The 19,353-nt window shown below is 39.1% G+C and carries 18 protein-coding genes; 16 read left to right on the plus strand and 2 right to left on the minus strand.

The window, feature by feature from the left end; all coding sequences use genetic code 11:
- The first annotated feature begins 360 nt into the window (after positions 1-360).
- The 13 genes from DCC39_RS16815 (at position 361) to DCC39_RS16875 (ending at position 15,193) form a co-directional block, all read left to right on the plus strand.
- The gene (locus DCC39_RS16815; RefSeq protein WP_116556060.1) at positions 361-1,503 is read left to right on the plus strand and encodes an acyl-CoA dehydrogenase; all 1,143 of its coding nucleotides are present in this window, start codon (positions 361-363) and stop codon (positions 1,501-1,503) included.
- 106 nt (positions 1,504-1,609) lie between these two features.
- Positions 1,610-3,244 carry an AMP-binding protein gene (locus DCC39_RS16820; RefSeq protein ID WP_116556061.1) on the plus strand — a complete coding sequence of 545 codons (1,635 nt, stop codon included), beginning with the start codon at positions 1,610-1,612 and terminating at the stop codon, positions 3,242-3,244.
- Between the two features lie 103 nt (positions 3,245-3,347).
- Positions 3,348-4,115 carry a 3-hydroxyacyl-CoA dehydrogenase gene (locus DCC39_RS16825; protein WP_116556062.1) on the plus strand — a complete coding sequence of 256 codons (768 nt, stop codon included), beginning with the start codon at positions 3,348-3,350 and terminating at the stop codon, positions 4,113-4,115.
- A 352-nt stretch (positions 4,116-4,467) separates the two neighbouring features.
- Positions 4,468-5,343 carry a YitT family protein gene (locus DCC39_RS16830; RefSeq protein ID WP_407071871.1) on the plus strand — a complete coding sequence of 292 codons (876 nt, stop codon included), beginning with the start codon at positions 4,468-4,470 and terminating at the stop codon, positions 5,341-5,343.
- A 119-nt stretch (positions 5,344-5,462) separates the two neighbouring features.
- Positions 5,463-6,266, plus strand: a complete 804-nt coding sequence (gene mutM / locus DCC39_RS16835) for a bifunctional DNA-formamidopyrimidine glycosylase/DNA-(apurinic or apyrimidinic site) lyase (RefSeq protein ID WP_116556064.1) — start codon at positions 5,463-5,465, stop codon at positions 6,264-6,266.
- Between the two features lie 17 nt (positions 6,267-6,283).
- Positions 6,284-7,117 (plus strand): deoxyribonuclease IV, encoded by an 834-nt coding sequence (locus DCC39_RS16840; RefSeq protein ID WP_116556065.1) that lies wholly within the window; start codon positions 6,284-6,286, stop codon positions 7,115-7,117.
- A 381-nt stretch (positions 7,118-7,498) separates the two neighbouring features.
- Positions 7,499-8,332 carry a helix-turn-helix domain-containing protein gene (locus tag DCC39_RS16845; protein WP_338066571.1) on the plus strand — a complete coding sequence of 278 codons (834 nt, stop codon included), beginning with the start codon at positions 7,499-7,501 and terminating at the stop codon, positions 8,330-8,332.
- A gap of 128 nt (positions 8,333-8,460) precedes the next feature.
- A complete protein-coding gene (locus tag DCC39_RS16850) occupies positions 8,461-8,901 on the plus strand; it encodes a VOC family protein (RefSeq protein ID WP_116556067.1) in 441 nt (146 codons plus the stop codon).
- A 495-nt stretch (positions 8,902-9,396) separates the two neighbouring features.
- On the plus strand, positions 9,397-9,588 hold the full coding sequence (locus tag DCC39_RS16855) for a helix-turn-helix transcriptional regulator (RefSeq protein ID WP_116556068.1): 192 nt from the start codon (positions 9,397-9,399) through the stop codon (positions 9,586-9,588).
- Positions 9,581-10,156, plus strand: coding sequence for a peptide deformylase (gene def, locus DCC39_RS16860; protein WP_116556077.1), 576 nt, complete (start codon positions 9,581-9,583; stop codon positions 10,154-10,156). The genes DCC39_RS16855 and def overlap by 8 nt, the downstream gene beginning before the upstream one ends.
- A gap of 251 nt (positions 10,157-10,407) precedes the next feature.
- Positions 10,408-11,223, plus strand: coding sequence for a transglycosylase domain-containing protein (locus DCC39_RS16865; RefSeq protein ID WP_116556069.1), 816 nt, complete (start codon positions 10,408-10,410; stop codon positions 11,221-11,223).
- A 365-nt stretch (positions 11,224-11,588) separates the two neighbouring features.
- Positions 11,589-12,092, plus strand: a complete 504-nt coding sequence (locus DCC39_RS16870; protein WP_116556070.1) for a MarR family winged helix-turn-helix transcriptional regulator — start codon at positions 11,589-11,591, stop codon at positions 12,090-12,092.
- Between the two features lie 29 nt (positions 12,093-12,121).
- A complete protein-coding gene (locus DCC39_RS16875; protein WP_116556071.1) occupies positions 12,122-15,193 on the plus strand; it encodes an MMPL family transporter in 3,072 nt (1,023 codons plus the stop codon).
- Positions 15,194-15,417: 224 nt separating this feature from the next.
- Here the strand turns inward: DCC39_RS16875 and DCC39_RS16880 are convergent, their stop codons facing one another.
- Entirely contained in the window at positions 15,418-15,864 is a 447-nt protein-coding gene (locus tag DCC39_RS16880) for a MaoC family dehydratase (RefSeq protein WP_116556072.1), read from the minus strand.
- Positions 15,865-16,242: 378 nt separating this feature from the next.
- On the opposite strand from DCC39_RS16880, the gene DCC39_RS16885 reads away from it, so the two are divergent.
- Positions 16,243-16,689: a MarR family winged helix-turn-helix transcriptional regulator gene (locus tag DCC39_RS16885; RefSeq protein ID WP_116556073.1), complete on the plus strand. Its 447-nt coding sequence runs from the start codon at positions 16,243-16,245 to the stop codon at positions 16,687-16,689.
- A 52-nt stretch (positions 16,690-16,741) separates the two neighbouring features.
- On the opposite strand, the gene DCC39_RS16890 is transcribed toward DCC39_RS16885, so the two are convergent.
- Positions 16,742-17,704 (minus strand): helix-turn-helix transcriptional regulator, encoded by a 963-nt coding sequence (locus tag DCC39_RS16890; protein ID WP_116556074.1) that lies wholly within the window; start codon positions 17,702-17,704, stop codon positions 16,742-16,744.
- A gap of 110 nt (positions 17,705-17,814) precedes the next feature.
- Here DCC39_RS16890 and DCC39_RS16895 point away from each other — a divergent pair, with 110 nt between their 5' ends.
- Complete coding sequence (locus DCC39_RS16895; RefSeq protein WP_116556075.1) at positions 17,815-18,312, plus strand: GyrI-like domain-containing protein; 498 nt, start codon at positions 17,815-17,817, stop codon at positions 18,310-18,312.
- Positions 18,313-18,334: 22 nt separating this feature from the next.
- Positions 18,335-18,799, plus strand: coding sequence for a phage tail protein (locus DCC39_RS16900; protein WP_116556076.1), 465 nt, complete (start codon positions 18,335-18,337; stop codon positions 18,797-18,799).
- Positions 18,800-19,353 lie beyond the last annotated feature (554 nt).

A 19,353-nucleotide genomic window follows, 5' to 3' on the forward strand; every position in this document is an offset into this window, starting at 1 on the left:
TGATGACCAATCTTACAACTGGACATGGTACTTATAAAACGGCAATTCCTATTGGGGCAATGGTTAATATGAATACGATCAACCAAACACTAACGCTGCTTGAACCAACAGTGAGCCTTTGAGTGTTGTCGATTTAAATTAAAGTTGCACCGTTTTTCCCCTTTAGATATGATTGTCTAAAGGGGGGGGTTTTTTGGCGAAAAAAGCAAAAGAACTTCAAAAATTGATAAAAGAAGGTAGAGCCAGCGCAAATTATGAACAAGCGCTCAGTCAGTTAACGAGATGAAAAAATTCCAATATACCGGGTCTCCTATACCAGGATAGGAATTCTCCGGCTTTACATCAAGGTAGGTGGTTTAAATGGAACTCACATTTACGAAAGAACAGAAAATGATGAAAAAAATGGTTAGGGGCTTCGCTGCAAAGGAAATTGCTCCCATCGTTGAAGAGATGGATCAAACCGATGAATTCCCGAGAGAAGTCGTCAAAAAAATGGGAGCATTGGGATTGATGGGGATTCCCATTCCTGAAGAGTATGGTGGATCGGGAATGGATTTTACCTCATATATTATTGCGATTCATGAGCTTTCAAAAGTAAGTGCTACATTCGGAGTAATATTATCTGTTCATACCTCTGTTGGAACGAATCCGATTCTTTATTTTGGAACAGAAGATCAAAAGAAAAAATATATTCCTAAACTTGCAAGTGGGGAATATATTGGAGCCTTTGGTTTAACAGAACCGGGAGCGGGTTCAAATGCAGCCGGTTTAAAAACACGGGCGGTTCAACAAGGGGATCATTATGTGCTGAACGGTTCGAAGGTTTTTATCACAAATGGTGGTGAAGCACAAACCTATATCGTCTTCGCATCCACGAATCCCGAAGCGGGATCCTGTGGCATTTCCGCCTTTATTGTTGAAAAAGGGACACCCGGATTCTTCTTCGGTAAAAAAGAAAAAAAAATGGGTTTAAATGGTTCGAGTACGTACGAACTTTTTTTCGAAAACGCTATCGTGCCAAAGGAAAACCTTCTCGGAGAGGAAGGTCAAGGTTATAAAATTGCCCTGTCGAACTTGAACAAAGGGCGAGTCGGCATCGCAGCACAAGCATTGGGAATCGCAGAAGCTTCTCTCGAACACGCGGTGAATTATGCAAAAGAGCGCGAACAATTCGGAAAACCAATCGGCCATTTTCAAGGAATAGGATTTAAGCTTGCCGATATGGCAACGATTGTCGAAGCGTCAAGACTGTTAACCTATCAAGCTGCAAATCTAATATCCCGAAATATTTTGTGTCCAAAAGAGGCCTCAATGGCGAAATTGTTTGCTTCAAAAACTGCAATGAAGGTCGCAACAGAAGCCGTTCAAACCTACGGGGGATATGGTTACACAAAGGATTACCCGGTTGAACGATTTTTCCGGGATGCCAAGGTGTGCGAAATATACGAAGGAACAAGCGAAATCCAAAGCCTCGTAATCAGCAAACAGCTGCTGTCCGATTAATTTGATGGGTACGGTATCTTATGGAAAAAGGATGATTCCAAACGTCCTTAAGGACAAATTTCAACATCAATCTTTGACAATATGAGAAAGCATGAGGAGGAGACGAATGGCCTTTGAAACACTATTAACAGCTGAGAGAATAGAAGAAATGGAGCGAAAAGGACTATGGTTCAATGAAACAATGATTGATCATCTCAATCAATCGGTTGACAAATTTTCTGGCAAAGAGGCGGTTTATGATGGCCGAACCCGGTTGACTTACCGTGAACTTGCCAACCAGGTGAAACTTTGCGCAGCCGGTTTGGCGGCGTTAGGGATTGAAAAGAATACGGTTGTTTCTTTGCAGCTTCCAAATTGGGTGGAATTTCTTGTTTTTCATTATGCTGCAACATTATTGGGAGCGGTAACAAACCCGCTTGTCCCGATCTACCGGGAAAAGGAAATCAGCTATATGGTCGATCTAGCAGAATCAAAGGTATATGTGGCTCCCAAGAAGTTTCGGAACTTTGACTATGAGGAAATGATTTATCGATTAAAGCCAAACCTTCCCTCTCTACAAAATATTATCATTGTTGGTGAACCCGAGGAGAGTGAATCGCTGGCTTACGAAGAGTGGATGCTCAAATGGGAAGAAACAAAAGAAGTTGAGAATAGCAAGGTTGATCCGAATGAGGTGACAGAAATTATCTTTACGTCCGGAACAACCGGAGAGCCCAAGGGTGCTTTGCATACTCACAATACCTTGACATGCGCAACAAAGGGAATGATCGATCATTTAAGATTAACGGAAGATGATGTGATTCATATGGCCTCCACGTTTGCGCATCAAACCGGTTTTCTTTACGGGGCAAGAATGCCAATACAGTGTGGTGGAAAAGGAGTCTATCAGGATATTTGGAATTCGGAAAAATTCGTTGAAATGGTCGAAGAAGAAAAGATTACCGTGACGTTTGGGGCAACGCCTTTTTTGCACGATTTGTTAAACGCAAAAAACCTAAACGGCCATGACATTTCTTCATTAAGAATTTTTGTTTGTGCTGGGGCCCCTATTCCGAAGCCGCTTCTTGAAGAAGCTTTGGAAAAGCTGCCCAATTGTAAAGTTTTAGGTGCCTGGGGCCAGACGGAAGATGCGATTGTTACCGTTGGCAATCTGAGTGATCCGATTGAGACGATCACGTCATCTGACGGTGTTTCGATAAGCAAAGGGATGGAAGTACGTGTGGTAGATGAAGACGGCAATGAGTTGCCATACGGGGTAGAGGGCAATTTGGAAGTCCGTGGTTCGTTTGTTTTTGTAGGTTATGCTAAACGATTGGAGAAGACGAAAGAAGAATTTGATAAGGACTGGTTTATGACCGGTGATTTAGCAGTGATGGATGAAAGTGGACATATCAAAATTTCGGGACGGTCAAAAGACATCATTATTCGAGGAGGGGAAAACATTCCAGTTGCCTATGTTGAAGATGTGCTTCATTCGCATCCTCATATCACGACGGCCGCTGTTGTATCTGTCCCTTGCCCGAGATTGCAAGAAAGAGCATGCGCTTGTGTCGCGCTCAAAGAAGGAACAACATTGACGATGGAAAGCTTGAAAGAATTTTTGGAGACACAAGGCATTGCGAAACAATACTGGCCGGAATACCTTGAAGTGTTTAATGAGCTACCACGAACACCCAGCGGTAAAATTCAAAAATTTAAGTTAAGAGAAAAGGTGAAAAACAAGGCCACTCAAACCAGTTGAACCATAAAATTGATGCGATTTACGGCATTGATTCATAAAAAGGACATTTGGTTAAATTTATAATTCACTAGAAACATATCTTATTTCAAAAGGAGAGATCCATATGGAAATCAAAGGGTCAACAGCAATCGTAACAGGAGGTGCTTCCGGTCTGGGGGAAACGACGGTTAGAAATATCGTTTCCAATGGAGGAAACGCCGTAATCTTTGATATTCAGGAAACACAGGGCGCAAAATTGGCAAAGGAACTGGGGGATCAGGTCAAATTTGTGAAAACGGATGTGACGGATGAGGGAAGTGTGAAGGCCGGGTTGAACGAGGCGGTGGATACCTTTGGCCGTGTCAGCATTGCTGTAAACTGTGCAGGGATTGCTGTGGCGGAAAAAACGGTTGGCAAAAAGGGCCCGCACGATCTTGGTTCTTTTTCAAAAGTGATACAGATCAATTTGATTGGAACATTTAATGTTATCCGGTTGGTTTCAGAAAAAATGGCTGAAAACGAACCGAATGAAGAAGGGGAACGGGGTGTCATCATTAATACAGCCTCTGTTGCCGCATTTGACGGACAGATCGGACAGGCCGCTTACAGCGCATCAAAAGGTGGTATTGTTGGAATGACTTTACCGATTGCAAGGGACTTGTCCAACTATGGGATCCGTGTCATGACCATTGCCCCGGGGCTCTTTGAAACTCCGTTATTCGCAGCACTGCCTGAAAAGGCGAGAGAAGAATTAGGTAAAATGACACCGTTTCCGCCAAGGTTAGGCCACCCAAGTGAGTACGCACAGCTTGTCGGGAGTATTGTCGAGAATCCAATGTTAAATGGTGAGGTCATTCGTCTGGATGGAGCTATAAGGATGCAGCCGAAATAAAAGGCTGCATCAAGGGAATTTCTACGGAAGAGAGGACACGGTTCAATCAGAGCAGCTCCAATGTGCCTCGTTACAAATTAACGATAATATAGGCTAACAAATTAGCAGTGATTAAGTCGATTAATCAGAATCGGGAGCGTACCGTTGGTGCGTTTTCGGTTCTTTTTTTATTTAATTAAACGTTTGATTAAAGTACGAAAAAGTACATTATCGGAATGTTGAATAACAATTAGGTTACAAAAAAAGTTGTTTAAATAAAGTTGTTTCATTTACAATAAAGTTGTTCGGAAGACGTATCGTTAAATAGTGATAACTACATTAATTGATAAAAGCTTGAAACGAGGAAATGAAAATGAGTGCACTTACAAAAAAACGAAAACGCAGTAAACTTGTGATCGCTTCAAGGGCATTATTGATTATTATTGGGGGCTTTATTGCAGCTTACGGGTTAGAATCAGTATTAATCCCAAATAATGTATCAGATGGTGGAGTGACAGGACTAAGTATCGTTGGCTCACAACTTTTTGGAGTGCCGCTGGGCGCTCTTATTGCCGTTTTGAATGTCCCTTTCATCTTTTTAGGCTATAAGCAAATCGGGAAAAGTTTTGCGATTTTTTCTGTAATCGGCATTGTTTCGCTTTCAGTTGGGACGGCATTAATGCATCAGGTGCCAACGATTGTTGAAGGTGACACATTATTAGTAACCGTTGTTGGCGGTATTATCCTTGGCTTTGGGATGGGGTTAGCCTTGCGTAATGGCGGTGCATTAGATGGAATTGATATGTTAGCTGTATTGCTATCCCGGAGATCACCTTTTGGAACAAGTGATCTTATCTTATTTTTGAATATGTTTGTCTTTATTGTCGTATCAACGGTATTTGGCCTTCAAGGGGCCATTTTATCAGCCATTGCTTACTTTATCGCTACGAAAGTAATTCACATCGTTGAAGAAGGTTTAAGCGGTTCTAAAAGCTATAAGATTATCACCACTCAGCCTGAATTAATGGTTGAGACCATTCGTGATCGCTTAGGCCGTGGAGCAACTTATTCACTGGCACTTGGCGGTTATTCTAATGAAGAATTCAAGGAAATTACTTGTATCATTAACCGTTTGGAAGAAAGCAAAATGAAAGAAATTATTCAAGAAATTGATCCAAATGCCTTTGTAGCAGTATACGATGTATCAGAGGTGAAGGGAGGCAACTTCAAAAAGCATAATATTCATTAATTAATAAAAGATGAGCAGAGGGCTGGATCCAATAGGGGCTAGGCCTATTTTTTATTCTCATGTTTTTTGCATCTTGAGGGATAATGGTATTAAAGAAGCTAATTGTGGAGGAAGAGAAAATGCCCGAACTGCCAGAGATGGAAACATATAAAACCTTGCTGCAGCAATTCATTGGCGGCCAAACCATTACAAAAGCTATGGTTACTCGGGAAAAATCTGTGAATTTGTCTACAGAACAATTTATTCTTCGTGTAACGAACCAGAAAATTGAGGCTTTTGAAAGAAGAGCCAAATATTTAATTTTTCATCTGCAAAATGGTTCTTGTTTACTTTTGCACTTGATGCTTGGCGGTTGGATGTTTTATGGAAAAGACGAAGATCGGCCAGAACATACGGTACAAGTGAAACTATCCTTTGGAGATCATCACCTTTATTTCATTGGCCTTCGTTTAGGGTATTTGCACCTGTTGACACCAGAAAGGCTCGAAAAAAAATTTCTGAAAATCGGGCCTGAACCACTCTCTTCGAGTTTTTCAATTGATATGTTTTTCGACAGGATGAAAAGCAGAAGAGGTGGATTAAAAACAACGCTCATGAATCAGGAAGTGATTGCCGGGATTGGGAATCGCTATTCGGATGAAATTCTTTGGCATGCCCAGCTGCTTCCAGAAAGAAAAATAAATGAACTCGATCATGGACAATTCGTCCGTTTATACGAATCCATCAGATTTATTCTTCAGAAGGCGATTCAGCACGGCGGTTATATGGCAGAGCCTCTTTTTAAGCAAGACAGCAAAACAGGCGGCTATCCGATGTCCGTTCACGGCTTGGAAGGAAAAGAATGCCCACGGTGCGGTACACCCATTGTGAAAGTGGAGATGTCCACCCGTAAAACCTATTTTTGTAAAAACTGCCAGCAGTAATGCAAGGAGAATGCATCATGAGATTTGGTTGCCACATCTCCATACGGGAAGGCTATTTAGGAGCGGCAAAAAAAGCGTTTCAAATGAATGCCGCCGCCTTTCAATACTTTCCGAAAAATCCCCGAAGTTTGATCGTGAAAGACTTTAATAAGGAAGATGCAGCATTATGCAAGGCGTTTTGTGAGGAAAACGCCATTCAATCTGTCAGCCACTCTCCTTATCCCACAAGTTTAACGCCGCATAATGAAGAAAAGCGTGACCAAGTGATCCGTTCTTTATTAAATGATCTCGCAATTGCTGAAGCGTGTGGTTCCATTGGTGTGGTCGTCCATTTTGGCAAGCGCATTTCCCGGCTTCCCCTCATTGAAAACTACCAACTTCTCCTCGACATGCTTAATGAAGTCTTAAACCAGTGGGAAGGCTCCGCTAAGATATTGCTCGAAAACAATGCTGGATTGCCTGGTGTGTTCGGGACAACATTGGAAGAACTGGTCCAAATCCGGAAATTATGTGAGCATCCTGAAAAAATCGGATTTTGCTTTGATACATGCCATGCATTTTCATGTGGTTTATGGGACGGGGGCAATTGGAGGGAACTGATGAAAAAAGGAAGAGAAATTGGCTATTTTGCTGAATTGGAGCTCATTCATTTGAATAATTCGAAGTACGCCGCCAGGCTTGGAAAAGATCGGCATGCGCCTATTATTGGATCAGGTTACATAAAAGAGTCTCAATTTGATCAACTAATAAAGACGCCGCATTTCAAAAATATTCCATTCATTTTGGAAACGCCAAAAGAAGAACTTTCACATTCGAAAGAGATACAGCTTTTACAAGAACGGTGGGGGTAATCTTTCTGTTTTTTTAATTGGTTTTGAAGGCCTTTTTAATTAAACGTTTGATTAAACGCCGGTTCACATGAGGAAATATAATTTTATGGAAATTGATTCAACGATTAAAACGGCGTAAACAGGAATGATTAAAAATATATAGAATCTTTAAGGAAAGCATTATTGGAGGGGGAAATCATATGTGAAACTCGGTAACCAGCATCAATTTGGCATTTATCAAACAATGGTTACTGTCGTTTGATCAAAAAGTCCATAAATTTTTTGAAAAGATGACTGGGCTAGTGATAGAACATATGTTATCTTGACGATGTTAAATTATCGAAAATTAGCCGAAATACTAGAACTCGGAATGACTGTGTTTTTTAGAAACTATTGAAGGTAGTGATCGTTTTGACCCTTTTTCATACATACCATCCTCAGCCTCCCTTGTCGAATTTTATAAATATATTTTGGTTATATAAAGGTTACCACCCGCCTCATAAAATGGAGCGTCTCCTGCCGGATGGTTCTATGGAATTCGTTATCAATCTTGAAGAAGATAAGATTAACGTATACGATCAAAAGAATCATGACCGGTTTAAAAGTTTTCGTGGGAGCCTGATCTCCGGTCCACATTCAGACTTTACAGTTATCGACACGGCAAGTCAAGCGTCAACTATAGGAGTTCATTTTAAACCCGGTGGTGCTTTTCCTTTTCTTAAGTTACCAGCAGATGAGTTGCACAATGAGCATGTGGCGTTGGACGAACTTTGGGGGACAAAAGCGACTGAAATGCGAGAACAACTTCTTGAAGCTGAAACGCCGGTTGCCAAATTTCAAATTCTCGAACAATACTTGATGGGAATGATGACTCAAGCCTCGGCATCTCATCCTGCTGTTGTTTTCGCGCTTAGGAAATTTCTGGCTTCCCCCCATCAGTGGAAGATTGCTGATGTGACTGAACAAATTAGTTTGAGTTCAAGACGATTTATTCAAGTGTTCAAGGAAGAAGTCGGATTGACACCAAAACAATTTTGCCGTATTCAGCGCTTTCAGAATGTGCTTTGTCTCATTGAAGATGGAGAGCAAGTTGATTGGACAGATATTGCTTTGACCTCCGGTTATTATGACCAGGCACATTTCATCCACGATTTTCGGTCTTTTTCCGGTCTTAGCCCAACAACCTACCACTTAAATCAAGGGAAACAAAAAAATCATGTCCCGTTTGGCGGGTAGGGTCATTTTTTTACAATACCACTCATTTCAATAGGACTTAGAATAAATTTGATGCAATCGTTCCAGTATTTGACCAATTTTTTGGGATGAATGCATTCAAATTTTTTAATGAATTGGAGGAACGTTTTATGACACATAAAACAAAAGCCATACCGGAGGGCCATCACGCTGTGACACCGTACATGATTATCAAGGATGCAGCCGATGCCATAACATTTTACAAAAAAGCGTTTGGAGCAACTGAATTGATGCGTGTAACAGGCGATAGTGGAAAGGTTCAGCATGCGGAGATCAAGATCGGTGATTCACCAATCATGATCGTGGACGAATTTCCAGAATACCCGATTATGCGCAGCCCACAGTCTATTGGAGGAACTACGATGCATATTTTTGTTTATGTTGAGGACGTAGATACTCTTTTTGCACGAGCGATTGATGCAGGTGCAAAGGAACTGGAGCCTGTAGAAGATCATGTTGAAGGTGATCGGCGCGGAGGAATCATAGATCCTTTTGGACACATTTGGTGGATCGCAACACATGTCAAAGACGTGCCGCTTGACGAAATGTAATAGCACGATGTCGATTAGTACATTCGTTTAGATAGAATGCGGGATGTTTTGGAAACTGGGCATTTTTAAATAGTATGTCAAAGTTCCTTTAACTTGAAATATCCTCCCTAATTGTGCACAAACTATCGTAAGGATAAATTTAGTTCCTGCTATTCTTTTGAACAGGGGAATACGGAACGATGTAAATCTGACAAGAATCGGGAAGCGTACCGTTGGTACGTTGCCCCGGTTCTTTTTTTGTTTGCTTATCATGACATTCAGTTTATTCAATCGTTTGGTAAAAAACGGCAAAGAAAAACCAAATAAAATGCCTGAACAATCATCCTTTTATCCTTAACATTTTTTGAAGGTGAAAAGGGGTGGAAAGCAGGTAAGGTAAGGGTTTAAGTGTGCCAATATCTATTCACTATCAAACAAATATGTCCAAAGTAATTGACATATTTGTTCAGGTTGTTAAAATAAAAATGTCCAATACTTTTGACACGGGTGATACTCTTGAAAAATAAAATAAAAACAATACGGAAAAAATTAGGAATTACGCAGGCGAAACTTGCCGAGGAGTGTGGAGTAGTTAGGCAAACGATAAATTGTATAGAAAATGATAAATATGATCCTACACTGGAACTGGCTTTCAAATTATCAAAAATATTAAAAGTAAAGGTAGATGAATTATTTATTTATGAGTAAATTTCATTCAAATTATATGATTACGATGAAAGATATTGTAAGGGAAGGGAATCAAATTCTGCATCAAAAAACACAAGAAGTGATGGTGCCGCCTTCTGAAGAAGATAAGGAAACATTAAATTGCATGTTGAATTTCTTGAAGAATAGTCAAGATCCCGATCTGGCAAACAAATATAATTTACGCGCTGGAGTAGGTTTATCAGCAAATCAGATTGGTTTGAATAAGCGAATGTTTGCAGCGTATTTAACGGATGAGAAAGGTAATGAGCATGAATATACACTGATTAATCCAAAAATAGTCAGCCATTCTGTATCCATGATTTATTTGCCGCAAGGAGAAGGGTGCCTCTCTGTCGATCGTGATATAAAAGGGCTTGTTCCAAGATATGAGCGGATTAAAGTGAAAGGTTTTGATTTGGAGGGAGAAGAGATATTATTAAAACTTAGCGGATATCCCTCTATTGTCATTCAACATGAAATAGACCATCTCAATGGCATTATGTTTTATGATCGCATCAATAAAGAAAATCCGTTCAAACTGCCGGAAAATAGTAAAAGTATATATTAAGTTAAAGCCGGGAATTCGAAGCTCGCCATTTCAATGGAGAGAGTTTGTCACAAAAATTCTTCTGAACAAAATATTTAAAGAGCCTGCTTTGATCAATCTTTTTTCAAAAGCAGGCTCTAATTTGTCTCCAACAATGGAGACTTTAACAAAAAACATGACAAAAATGTAAGGGAAATGAAATGAAGATCAATAGGTTTAAGCTGAATCATTTTCTATACTAAGGATAAGCGGTAAGCAAAGGGGAGTGTCTAATGAATGCTCGTTCGATTGATTTGAAACGGAATGTGGGAAATAGCCGCACGACTCGATTCGCAAGAAAAAGTTCACATAAAGGGAAATGGTTGATCATTCCCATTCTACTCCTGTTTGCCGGCTTTATGTTTATGGCGATTGCTGGAGAAATATTGGTAGGCAACGAACAGATTGCCCAACTTGAAGCCATTAAAAAGAATGAAAGCTTTGTACCGATTGCCGAGCTGCCTGACTATGTTCCCCAGGCTTTTGTCAGTATAGAAGATCATCGTTTTTATCATCATTTTGGTATAGATTCGATTTCCTTAGCTCGATCATTATTGGTAGATCTCAAGACCCTATCTTTTGCTCAAGGTGGCAGTACAATCACGATGCAGCTCGTAAAAAATCAATTTTTGACGCAGGATAAATCGATTGGAAGAAAATTAAAAGAAATACTCATGGCAATTCAAATCGAACGCCTTTATTCCAAGGAAGAAATATTAGAAATGTACTTAAATACGATTTATTTCGGCCATGGGACATATGGTTTAAAAGAAGCGGCCCAGCTGTACTTTGATAAAAATTTGTTAGGCCAAGATACAGTTACATTAAAAGAGGCAGCTATACTTGCAGGCCTCCCAAAGGCACCAGAAATTTATTCACCAATAAAAAATCCCGAAAAGGCAAGTGAAAGACAGGCTGTTGTTTTAAAAAGAATGGAGGAGCTAGGAAATCTTACCCAGCCGGAAAAAGAAACGGCTGTTTGGAAGTCTCGCTTTAAACCAATTCCCAGTCATTCTTCCGCTTATTTACACAGTAATAGTAGTCATTAGAATGTTCATAATGGTTTTGCTGAGTGCCTCCCTGCCACTTGGATAAAAAAGCCGGTCCTGAAACGGGAAGAACAGCAGGAGAACTTAGACTATGTAATTAGAGGTTTTTTCACTAACATTCAATCGGTTTTCACAATGAAAAATCAATATACGTTCGGGGCTGGATCCGTAAGGATCCAGTCTTTTTTCTCTCCAATGATCTCCCACTTCCTTATACATCAAAGGCTCATACTGACTATACTATCTTTGTTATTAGGAATTCTGATAATCTATTTTTTTACATTGACAATGAAAGAGTATACTCATAATATAAATCGTGTACGATGTATCGTGTGCGATGTTTTTGTGAAAGGGGGCTAGACATAGTGGATAAGGCTAATTTTATTCGTGAATCCGTTGATTTTTTACATCGCTATATTATGAAAAGTCTTCAGAAACAAGCAAAGGAGCATGGTGTCACCATTCCCCAAGTAAAGGTTATTGGCGATGTGTTCGCACATAAAACTGTCAGTATTAAACAACTCTCTCAAAATTTAAAAATGACGCAAAGCACCGTTTCAGATATTGTCGAAAGACTTATTTCAAAAGGTTTTCTAGTGAAAACTCCGAATGCTAACGATAAACGTATCGTGGATATTTCCTTGTCTGCCGAACTTGCTGAAGAAATCAATGAGAGCATATTGGAAATTGCAAATACATCATTAATCGGTGTGCTAGATCTATTAAGCCCTAACGAACAAGAGATAGTAGAGAAGGGAATGCGGTTATTGGTTTCAGCTGTCAAGGAAAAAATGAAGGCAGAAGGAATGGACAATGATGAATTCTTTGAGGTTTTGTACTTTCCTGGAGAAGCCAAACACGGAAAATAAACTTGTAAATTAAAAATGGAGGGTGCAAGGTGAGAAAGATTATTAAAGGCCGTTGGGCTATATTCGCAATCTGGCTCATTGCCACGATAGTGCTTACTGTCATTCAGCCAGACATCAATGCAATACTGCGGGAAAAAGGACAGGAAGGTACAAGTAAAGACAGCCCATCCGTCATAGCAGACAATATATTAAAGAAAATGGATACAGCGGAAGGTACAGACAACCTTATCGTTTTTTATAATAAAAATAAAATTTCGAATGGTGAAATGAAAGAAATCGAGGAAGCGGTAAAATCACTTAGTGATAGCAGTTCAGAACTTGGCGTCACAAACATAATTGATCCCTTCAGTATGCCTGAAGCAAAAAGCTCTTTAGTTTCTAAAGATGGTACAACTCTTATGGTGAGCTATAAGCTTGATAAGAAAGCTAGAGAAATAGATGATATCAAAAAACAATTCGATAGCAAACTTAATAATGTACCTGTTGAATACTATCTGAGCGGTGAAGACTTTATCAATAATGATTATCTGAAGGCATCGCAGGCAGGTGTCGAGAAGAGTGCCGCATTGACCGTTGTATTTATTTTAGTCGTACTTATCCTTGCATTTCGGTCTGTCGTTACCCCATTGGTATCTCTTATGGCGGTAGCCTTTTCCTATCTATGTTCCATGGGAATTGCAGCCCAATTAATTGATAAAGCGGGATTTCCGATTACAAGTCTTACCCAAATGCTTCTAGTTCTCATCCTCTTTGGGTTAGGCACGGATTACAACATTCTTCTTTTTAATCGATTTAAGGAAGAACTGTCACATGGCCACTCTATAGATGATTCGATCATAAATACTTATAAAACAGCAGGAAAAACAATAGCTTATAGTATAGCCACTGTGTTTATTGCTTTCCTTGCTCTCGTTTTTTCCGAATCGCCAATCTATCAATCTGGTGTTGTTGTTGTAATAGGTGTAACAATACTATTGCTCGAAATTTTGACTTTAACTCCGTTTATTATGAAGCTGCTAGGCAAAAAACTTTTCTGGCCATCCAAAAATGTTGGTGGCCATAAGGAAAACAAATTCTGGGGAAAATCATCTTCCTTTGCTACCAAACACCCTATTGTCATCACTGTCATCATCCTTTGCATAATAGGGCCAATGGTCTATTTCCATCAGGAAAAGCTTAACTTTGATACCGTCGGGGAACTTGGAGACAGATATCCTTCTTCCAAAGCGATTCAATTGGTTTCGGAGCATTTTGGTAAAGGGCAGTCCATGCCTGCTACTGTTGTTATTGAAAATAACAAAGCCCTTGATAATAATGAGTCTCTAGCCGTTATTGATAACGTAACGGAAAGACTTAAAGGGATTAAGGGAGTAAAGCAGGTTTCTTCTGTAACACAGCCTCAAGGGGAGAAAATTGAAGATTTTTACGTCGACAGCCAAATGGAGTCAGTTACAGATGGCTTATCACAAACTCAAGACGGTGTTGACGAAATACATGATGGAATGAAGGAAGCACAAGAAAAGCTCGGATCAGCGGATTTTTCTGATGTTAACCAAATGGTTGACGGTACTGCGGAGCTTCAAGACGGTATGACCGCCTTAACCAAAGGATTAAAGCAAATCCAAGCTGGAATCGATGATGGGACAAGTAATCCACAAACGATTTCGAACGGTATAGCGGCTATAGAAACGAATCTTTCAAAGATGAGCAGCGGAGTAGCAGTGTTAGCTGATAATTATGGAAAGATGCAGGCTGGTTATAAGGAGATGGGGACCCACTATCAAGAGGCAGCCCAAGCGCTTCTGGGTGTAAAAAGTGCACTCTCTCAAATGCAATCAATGGCGGATGCCTTAGGAAGCAGTTATTCCAATGCCAAAGATGATGCGAATTACCAAGCATTAAAGCATACAATCGACCAGTTATCCACATCTTTAAGTCAAATTACACCTGGGGGCATTCAAGCGTTAAATGAAAACTACAATGAAGTAACCGCCGGTTTTGGTACCGCCAATAAAAATCTTGAAGAGATGGGCAGCGGTTTATCCCAAATGGCAGACGGTTTAAAAAAACTGAAAGAAGGACTTGGGAAAGCGTCTTCTGGAATCGACACAATCGTAACGAACATGAACAGTGTAAATGATGGGCTTGGCCAGATGAAGTCGGGTCAGCAGCAACTTGCAGACGGCCTCAATGGATTCAGTACCTTTGGGGAAAAACTATCAGATGTAAACGGCGGATTGGAACAAATTTCTGATGGACTTGGACAAACGAATGGTTATTTATCCCAACTTCATACAAATAAAAATTTCTTTATTCCAAAGGAAGCTTTGACGAACAAAGACTTTAAAAAATCATTAGATGCGTTCTTGTCCAAGGATAGAAAAATTACAAAGATGACAATCGTTTTGAATGATGAACCTTATTCAAAGGAAGCTTTAAATACGATCAATAAAATTAACACAACGGTTTCCAATGGACTGAAAGATACAGTACTTTCAGATGCCAAGAGTGGAACATCTGGATCAAGTGCTACAACCAAAGATATGAACGATATACTGTCCAGAGATCTAAATAGAACAACGATCATCGTCATTATAGGCGTATTGCTTGTGCTGTTCTTTGTGATAAGATCTTTCTGGACACCGGTTTTCATCACTGCATCTCTCGTAGGTGCATACTATGCAGCCATGTTCATCACAAACTATATTTTCTTAGATTTGCTAGGGTATGAAGGCCTCTCTTCCTTTGTTCCATTCTTCTCCTTTATCATCATTGTAGCCTTGGGAGTAGATTATAGTATATTCTTAATGATGCGCTTTAAGGAATACCCACATCTGTCGCCTAAAGAAGCAATCGTGTTGGCTTCCAAGCATACAGGCGGTGTGATCATAGCGGCTATCATCATCCTAGGAGGTACCTTTGCGACGCTTATACCCGCTGGAATGGTGCTGTTAACTGAATTGGCCATAGCAGTTATTATAGGCTTAATCGTACTTTGCTTTGTATTGCTTCCTACTTTTGTTCCAGCATTAATGGCCCTTCCAGATACAAAAGTATTGTCTAAACAAAAGGAAGAAGACTTAAGTTTGGCGGATAAATAATGTAAGTAAAATCCATTAATTCGAAAAAACGAGAACTACCTGGAATGGTAAGTTCTCGTTTTTAATAAAATATACTAGCATCAACGTTCAAAAAAACGCTTAACCAATTCAATAAATTTATGGACAAGTGGGGGTAAATACCTTTTTCAGATTTTTGCAACTGCACTACGACTGTTTAGACTGCCAAAAACCCCTCTATAGCTTTTACAGTGAATTTTCTAATCTTAACTCTTTCTAAAGCTTAAAAGCGTTGTTACCAAACGTTGACAAACCTCATTACGTTGATTTAAAGTTTCACACTCAACAATTACAAGTGCTTGGTTAGGTTTTGATTTAGAAGGTTTGATCTCTTTAATTGTGCTCTTTACATATAACACATCATTTGGGCGAGTTGGCTGTGGCCATGTAATCTCTCCGCCAGCTCCAATAATCCCATGAGCCAAAGGTAGACTACCCGTCAATAATTTCATCGTAACCGCTGCAGTATGCCAACCACTGGCAGCTAATCCTTTGAAAAAAGTATCTTCTGCTAAACTCTCATCACAATGAAAAGCTTGTGGATCAAACTCATTGGCAAATCTTTTTATTTTGTCTGCACTTAAATGATATTTTTCACTGATAAAAGAATCGCCTACTTTTAAATCATCAAGATAAAGCGCCTTCTTAACCATCATTATCCCCCCAATTTCTGAAATTTTGCTGATTGAGCCGAAGCAATCCTATTTAATATTTAAAAAAATTAATCCAAACTACATCTAAATAAAAAACATTTAATGCATAGAATTGAAATTATAATCAATACAAATTTAATCATTGTCCTACATAGAATATCCTCCTTCAACCATTTATATGTATATACATATATTGGGCACTACTAAAAAGAAGATGTTTTCTTTTCTTTCCAAATACATGTATGTACATGTATAATGGTATTAGTAAACATTTTACCTGTCAAGAAGTAATTACCAATTAAATATTGAATGCTTCTTTAATGAAAATATCGTGAACGACTTATTAAGTTTGAATGGATTTGAAAGGAGATCTGCTTTATGAATAACAAACACAACGAGATGGATTATATTATACAACTTTGTGCCTGTGCGAACCTTAGAAAAGCAGCAAGAATCGTTACTCAAGCATATGAAAAGCAAATGCAATCTACTGGTTTAAAAGTCACCCAATACTATATGTTAGTAAACATTGCCCGTCATAAAGAAATTTCAATTAGTAAGCTAGGAGAGATTATGTTACTTGACCAAACGACTATTACTCGTAATGTACATATCTTAAAAAAAAGTGGCTATGTTAACATTACAAAGGATAAAAATGATTCAAGAACAAAATCTATTTCGATAACCGACATAGGTCTTATCAAATTAGAAGAAGCAACGCCTATTTGGTTACAAATACAACAAAAGGTTGAAAATGGTATGGGTGAGGAAAAATATAAAGATTTGTTAGAAACGCTAATAAATTTACAAAAATCTATTGAATGATACGGAGGTTAAAATTTATATTATGCAGCTACAGTTTTTAACTGGCAACTGCTCATGGGCTGTATAAAATTAATCTCTCTTGCAAATCTTCCAAGACTTCTTCTGGCATTTCCCTTACCTTGATATTCTCACCTAGAAAAAGTAGCCAATTTGTTATTTCGGTCAATTCTTCGGAATTGTTAACATTGATAAAAGTCTTTAGAATGGCTGTGGTTTGGTAAGGATTCGTATAGGAAATGGAAACTTTTAAAGGATGGTATTTTTTGAACTGGGCAATCGCTTTTGGACCAAGTTCAAGGACAAGGTTGATTACTTCTTCCTGCTTACTTAGTTTTTCTAAAATCTTTTTCTTGCTTAATCTTTTTTTCGTCGGGTAGGGTTCGACATTGATGAGATGGTCGACAGGAAAAATCTTCTTCATTTCTTCTCTTAAGTCAAAGCCTTCAATCAGCCAATGGCTTTTTTCTTGATAAAGGTGCAGGAGATAAATTGGGTAAGACTTTATTACTTTCCCTTCTTTGATGGTAATCAATAAATAGCTATCCAAAAGAAGGATTTGGATGAGTTTTTCTAACAAAGGATGGGGGAGGTCTGAAAGCTCAAGTAGGTCGGGATTATTAGGGTTGGTTCCTTCAAAAAGCAAAATTTGATTTAAAAGAACAAGGTCATCCTGCTGGTTTTCTGAGATGAGTCCTAATAATTTTTCAGCTAAAGACTGACGACTCTTTAGATAGGGGAGTTGTTGATTTCTTGTGGCCATAAAGGCAATAAAAAGAGCTTTAATCTCATTATCGGTAAAGCGAACAGTGGGCAGGACAGAGTTGTTCATGACAAAATAACCTCCATCCCTTCCAACTTCAGCGACAAGTGGCATCCCCAGTGCCTCAATTTCTCTGATATCTCTAATAGCTGTCGAACGAGAGATGTTAAATTCTCGCATAATTTCAGAAATTGTAAAGTGGGAGCGGTTATTAATATACCGCATGATGGTATTAATCCGTTCAACTTTTTTCATCGGGACTCCTAAACAGTATCATATTTTGACATGATTTAAGGCTATCATAACCTTATCAAGTGAAGACGACAAGTCATTTGGTAAATTTTAAAAAAAGGAAGGGTTTGAATATGGCAGATTTTACCATAGAAGAAAAAGACAGCTTTACCGTGTTAGGTACTGGAACTGAGCTTGAGAGTGATTACACAGACTTTGCTGGCATAAACAAGGAAAAGGCAGACTTTTGTCAGGCAGTCAGACAAGATGGAAGGCTTGACACTTTAAAAGCAATAGCCACAAATGACTACATTTTTGCTGTGAACGAAGCGGTAAACAACAAGATGATGTATTATGCTGGCGTCATGATAGAGGCATCAGCATTAGCATCAGCACCGGCACTAGAAGAATCCAGAGTTATCCAATTTCCTAAGGGGGAGTACTTAGTTGTGAAAGGGGAAGAGAAGACGTCTGAAGAGTTGAGTAATAAGCTTACTGGCATTGCCTTTGGTCAAGCCTTGCCAGAAGCAAAGAATTTTGCCTATGTTGGTGGGCCAAATGCAACGGTTGAGATGGGGCAGCGAAACGGTTTAGTATTTGGTGAAATGTGGATTCCTGTTGTTAGGAAATAAAGAGATAAAAGGAGGGGTTGAAATGTCCTGTATCGTTGATTTTAAAAATGTGTCTACGGTTGGTTTAGAGTCTTCACCTGTAGTAGAAGCGCTTGCTGGTTTACGTGCTAATGAAGCTCGTTACTTTATGAACAAATACAAGCATGAATTTGTGGTTGTACCAGCTAGCGATAGCCGGGAGCCCCTTGATTATGTGAACCGAATTTTGAAAGAGGAACGTGATATTGAGTTTGCGGCCAAACCTTTAGAAACGTCGCGTTTTCAAGTGGAAAATATCAAATTTGCCTACGTCTTTTATGAGAATGGTCTTGGGGTCAACGTTATGTATACAGTTGATGACCCTAAGAAGCGGGCCGTTGGTTTTAAGCTTTCTGAGGGGATGGAGGTACCAAAAGAGTTAGAAGGGAAGTTTAAGTTTGCTAGGCAAAAATCTAAACTAGCTGGAACAATTCGGGGCTCGTTTTTTGTAATTAAAGGAGAATATTAATGTAAGCAAAAGCGCAAGTTGAGGAATCCAGCCATTTTTTGTATTTAGTTCTTCCATATCGTAAATTAATCTGTTTAGCAGAACATTGGGGCGGAACAGAGGGAGAAATTGATGGCCTGAATCAATTGGAAAAGGTACCCCTAACCCGAAGATTTTTCCGGTATACTTCCGGTACATCTTCGGATTTTTTTGTTTCATCTTTATCTTTTTGTACATAGTAAATTGATAAATGTACACAGCACGAAGGATAGTTGGATTCATCCTCCAATTTCCTCCGTGTTTTTTGTTGCCTTGAAGAAATAGCTGAAAATAACTTGAGGAAGGTAGTTGAAAAACAACCAGAGTAATAAAGCAATATATTCTGTAAGTATGATATATCAACGATTTCAAGCGAGAAACCAATTAATCTAGAAAAAGTCACTTTTCTAGATCAAGAGAGAGCAATTTTGTTTCGGATAGAAATCGATGAAATCTAAAAAAAATTTCTGGGGGAAAACGGACTATATTGTTAAGTGACAGTATCGTCGTTAAAAACATCAAAGAATGCATTAGTT

Source organism: Pueribacillus theae, from assembly GCF_003097615.1.
Classification (GTDB): Bacteria; Bacillota; Bacilli; order Bacillales; family UBA6769; genus Pueribacillus; species Pueribacillus theae.

Coding starts and splice junctions, on each gene's coding strand:
- DCC39_RS16880 (WP_116556072.1), bottom strand. CDS start 15,864: ATGGTTAAGAAGGCGCTTTATCTTGATGATTTAAAAGTAGGCGATTCT.
- DCC39_RS16840 (WP_116556065.1), top strand. CDS start 6,284: ATGAGATTTGGTTGCCACATCTCCATACGGGAAGGCTATTTAGGAGCG.
- DCC39_RS16885 (WP_116556073.1), top strand. CDS start 16,243: ATGAATAACAAACACAACGAGATGGATTATATTATACAACTTTGTGCC.
- DCC39_RS16890 (WP_116556074.1), bottom strand. CDS start 17,704: ATGAAAAAAGTTGAACGGATTAATACCATCATGCGGTATATTAATAAC.
- DCC39_RS16900 (WP_116556076.1), top strand. CDS start 18,335: ATGTCCTGTATCGTTGATTTTAAAAATGTGTCTACGGTTGGTTTAGAG.
- DCC39_RS16825 (WP_116556062.1), top strand. CDS start 3,348: ATGGAAATCAAAGGGTCAACAGCAATCGTAACAGGAGGTGCTTCCGGT.
- DCC39_RS16820 (WP_116556061.1), top strand. CDS start 1,610: ATGGCCTTTGAAACACTATTAACAGCTGAGAGAATAGAAGAAATGGAG.
- DCC39_RS16895 (WP_116556075.1), top strand. CDS start 17,815: ATGGCAGATTTTACCATAGAAGAAAAAGACAGCTTTACCGTGTTAGGT.
- DCC39_RS16865 (WP_116556069.1), top strand. CDS start 10,408: ATGAATGCTCGTTCGATTGATTTGAAACGGAATGTGGGAAATAGCCGC.
- DCC39_RS16850 (WP_116556067.1), top strand. CDS start 8,461: ATGACACATAAAACAAAAGCCATACCGGAGGGCCATCACGCTGTGACA.
- DCC39_RS16815 (WP_116556060.1), top strand. CDS start 361: ATGGAACTCACATTTACGAAAGAACAGAAAATGATGAAAAAAATGGTT.
- def (WP_116556077.1), top strand. CDS start 9,581: ATGAGTAAATTTCATTCAAATTATATGATTACGATGAAAGATATTGTA.
- mutM (WP_116556064.1), top strand. CDS start 5,463: ATGCCCGAACTGCCAGAGATGGAAACATATAAAACCTTGCTGCAGCAA.
- DCC39_RS16830 (WP_407071871.1), top strand. CDS start 4,468: ATGAGTGCACTTACAAAAAAACGAAAACGCAGTAAACTTGTGATCGCT.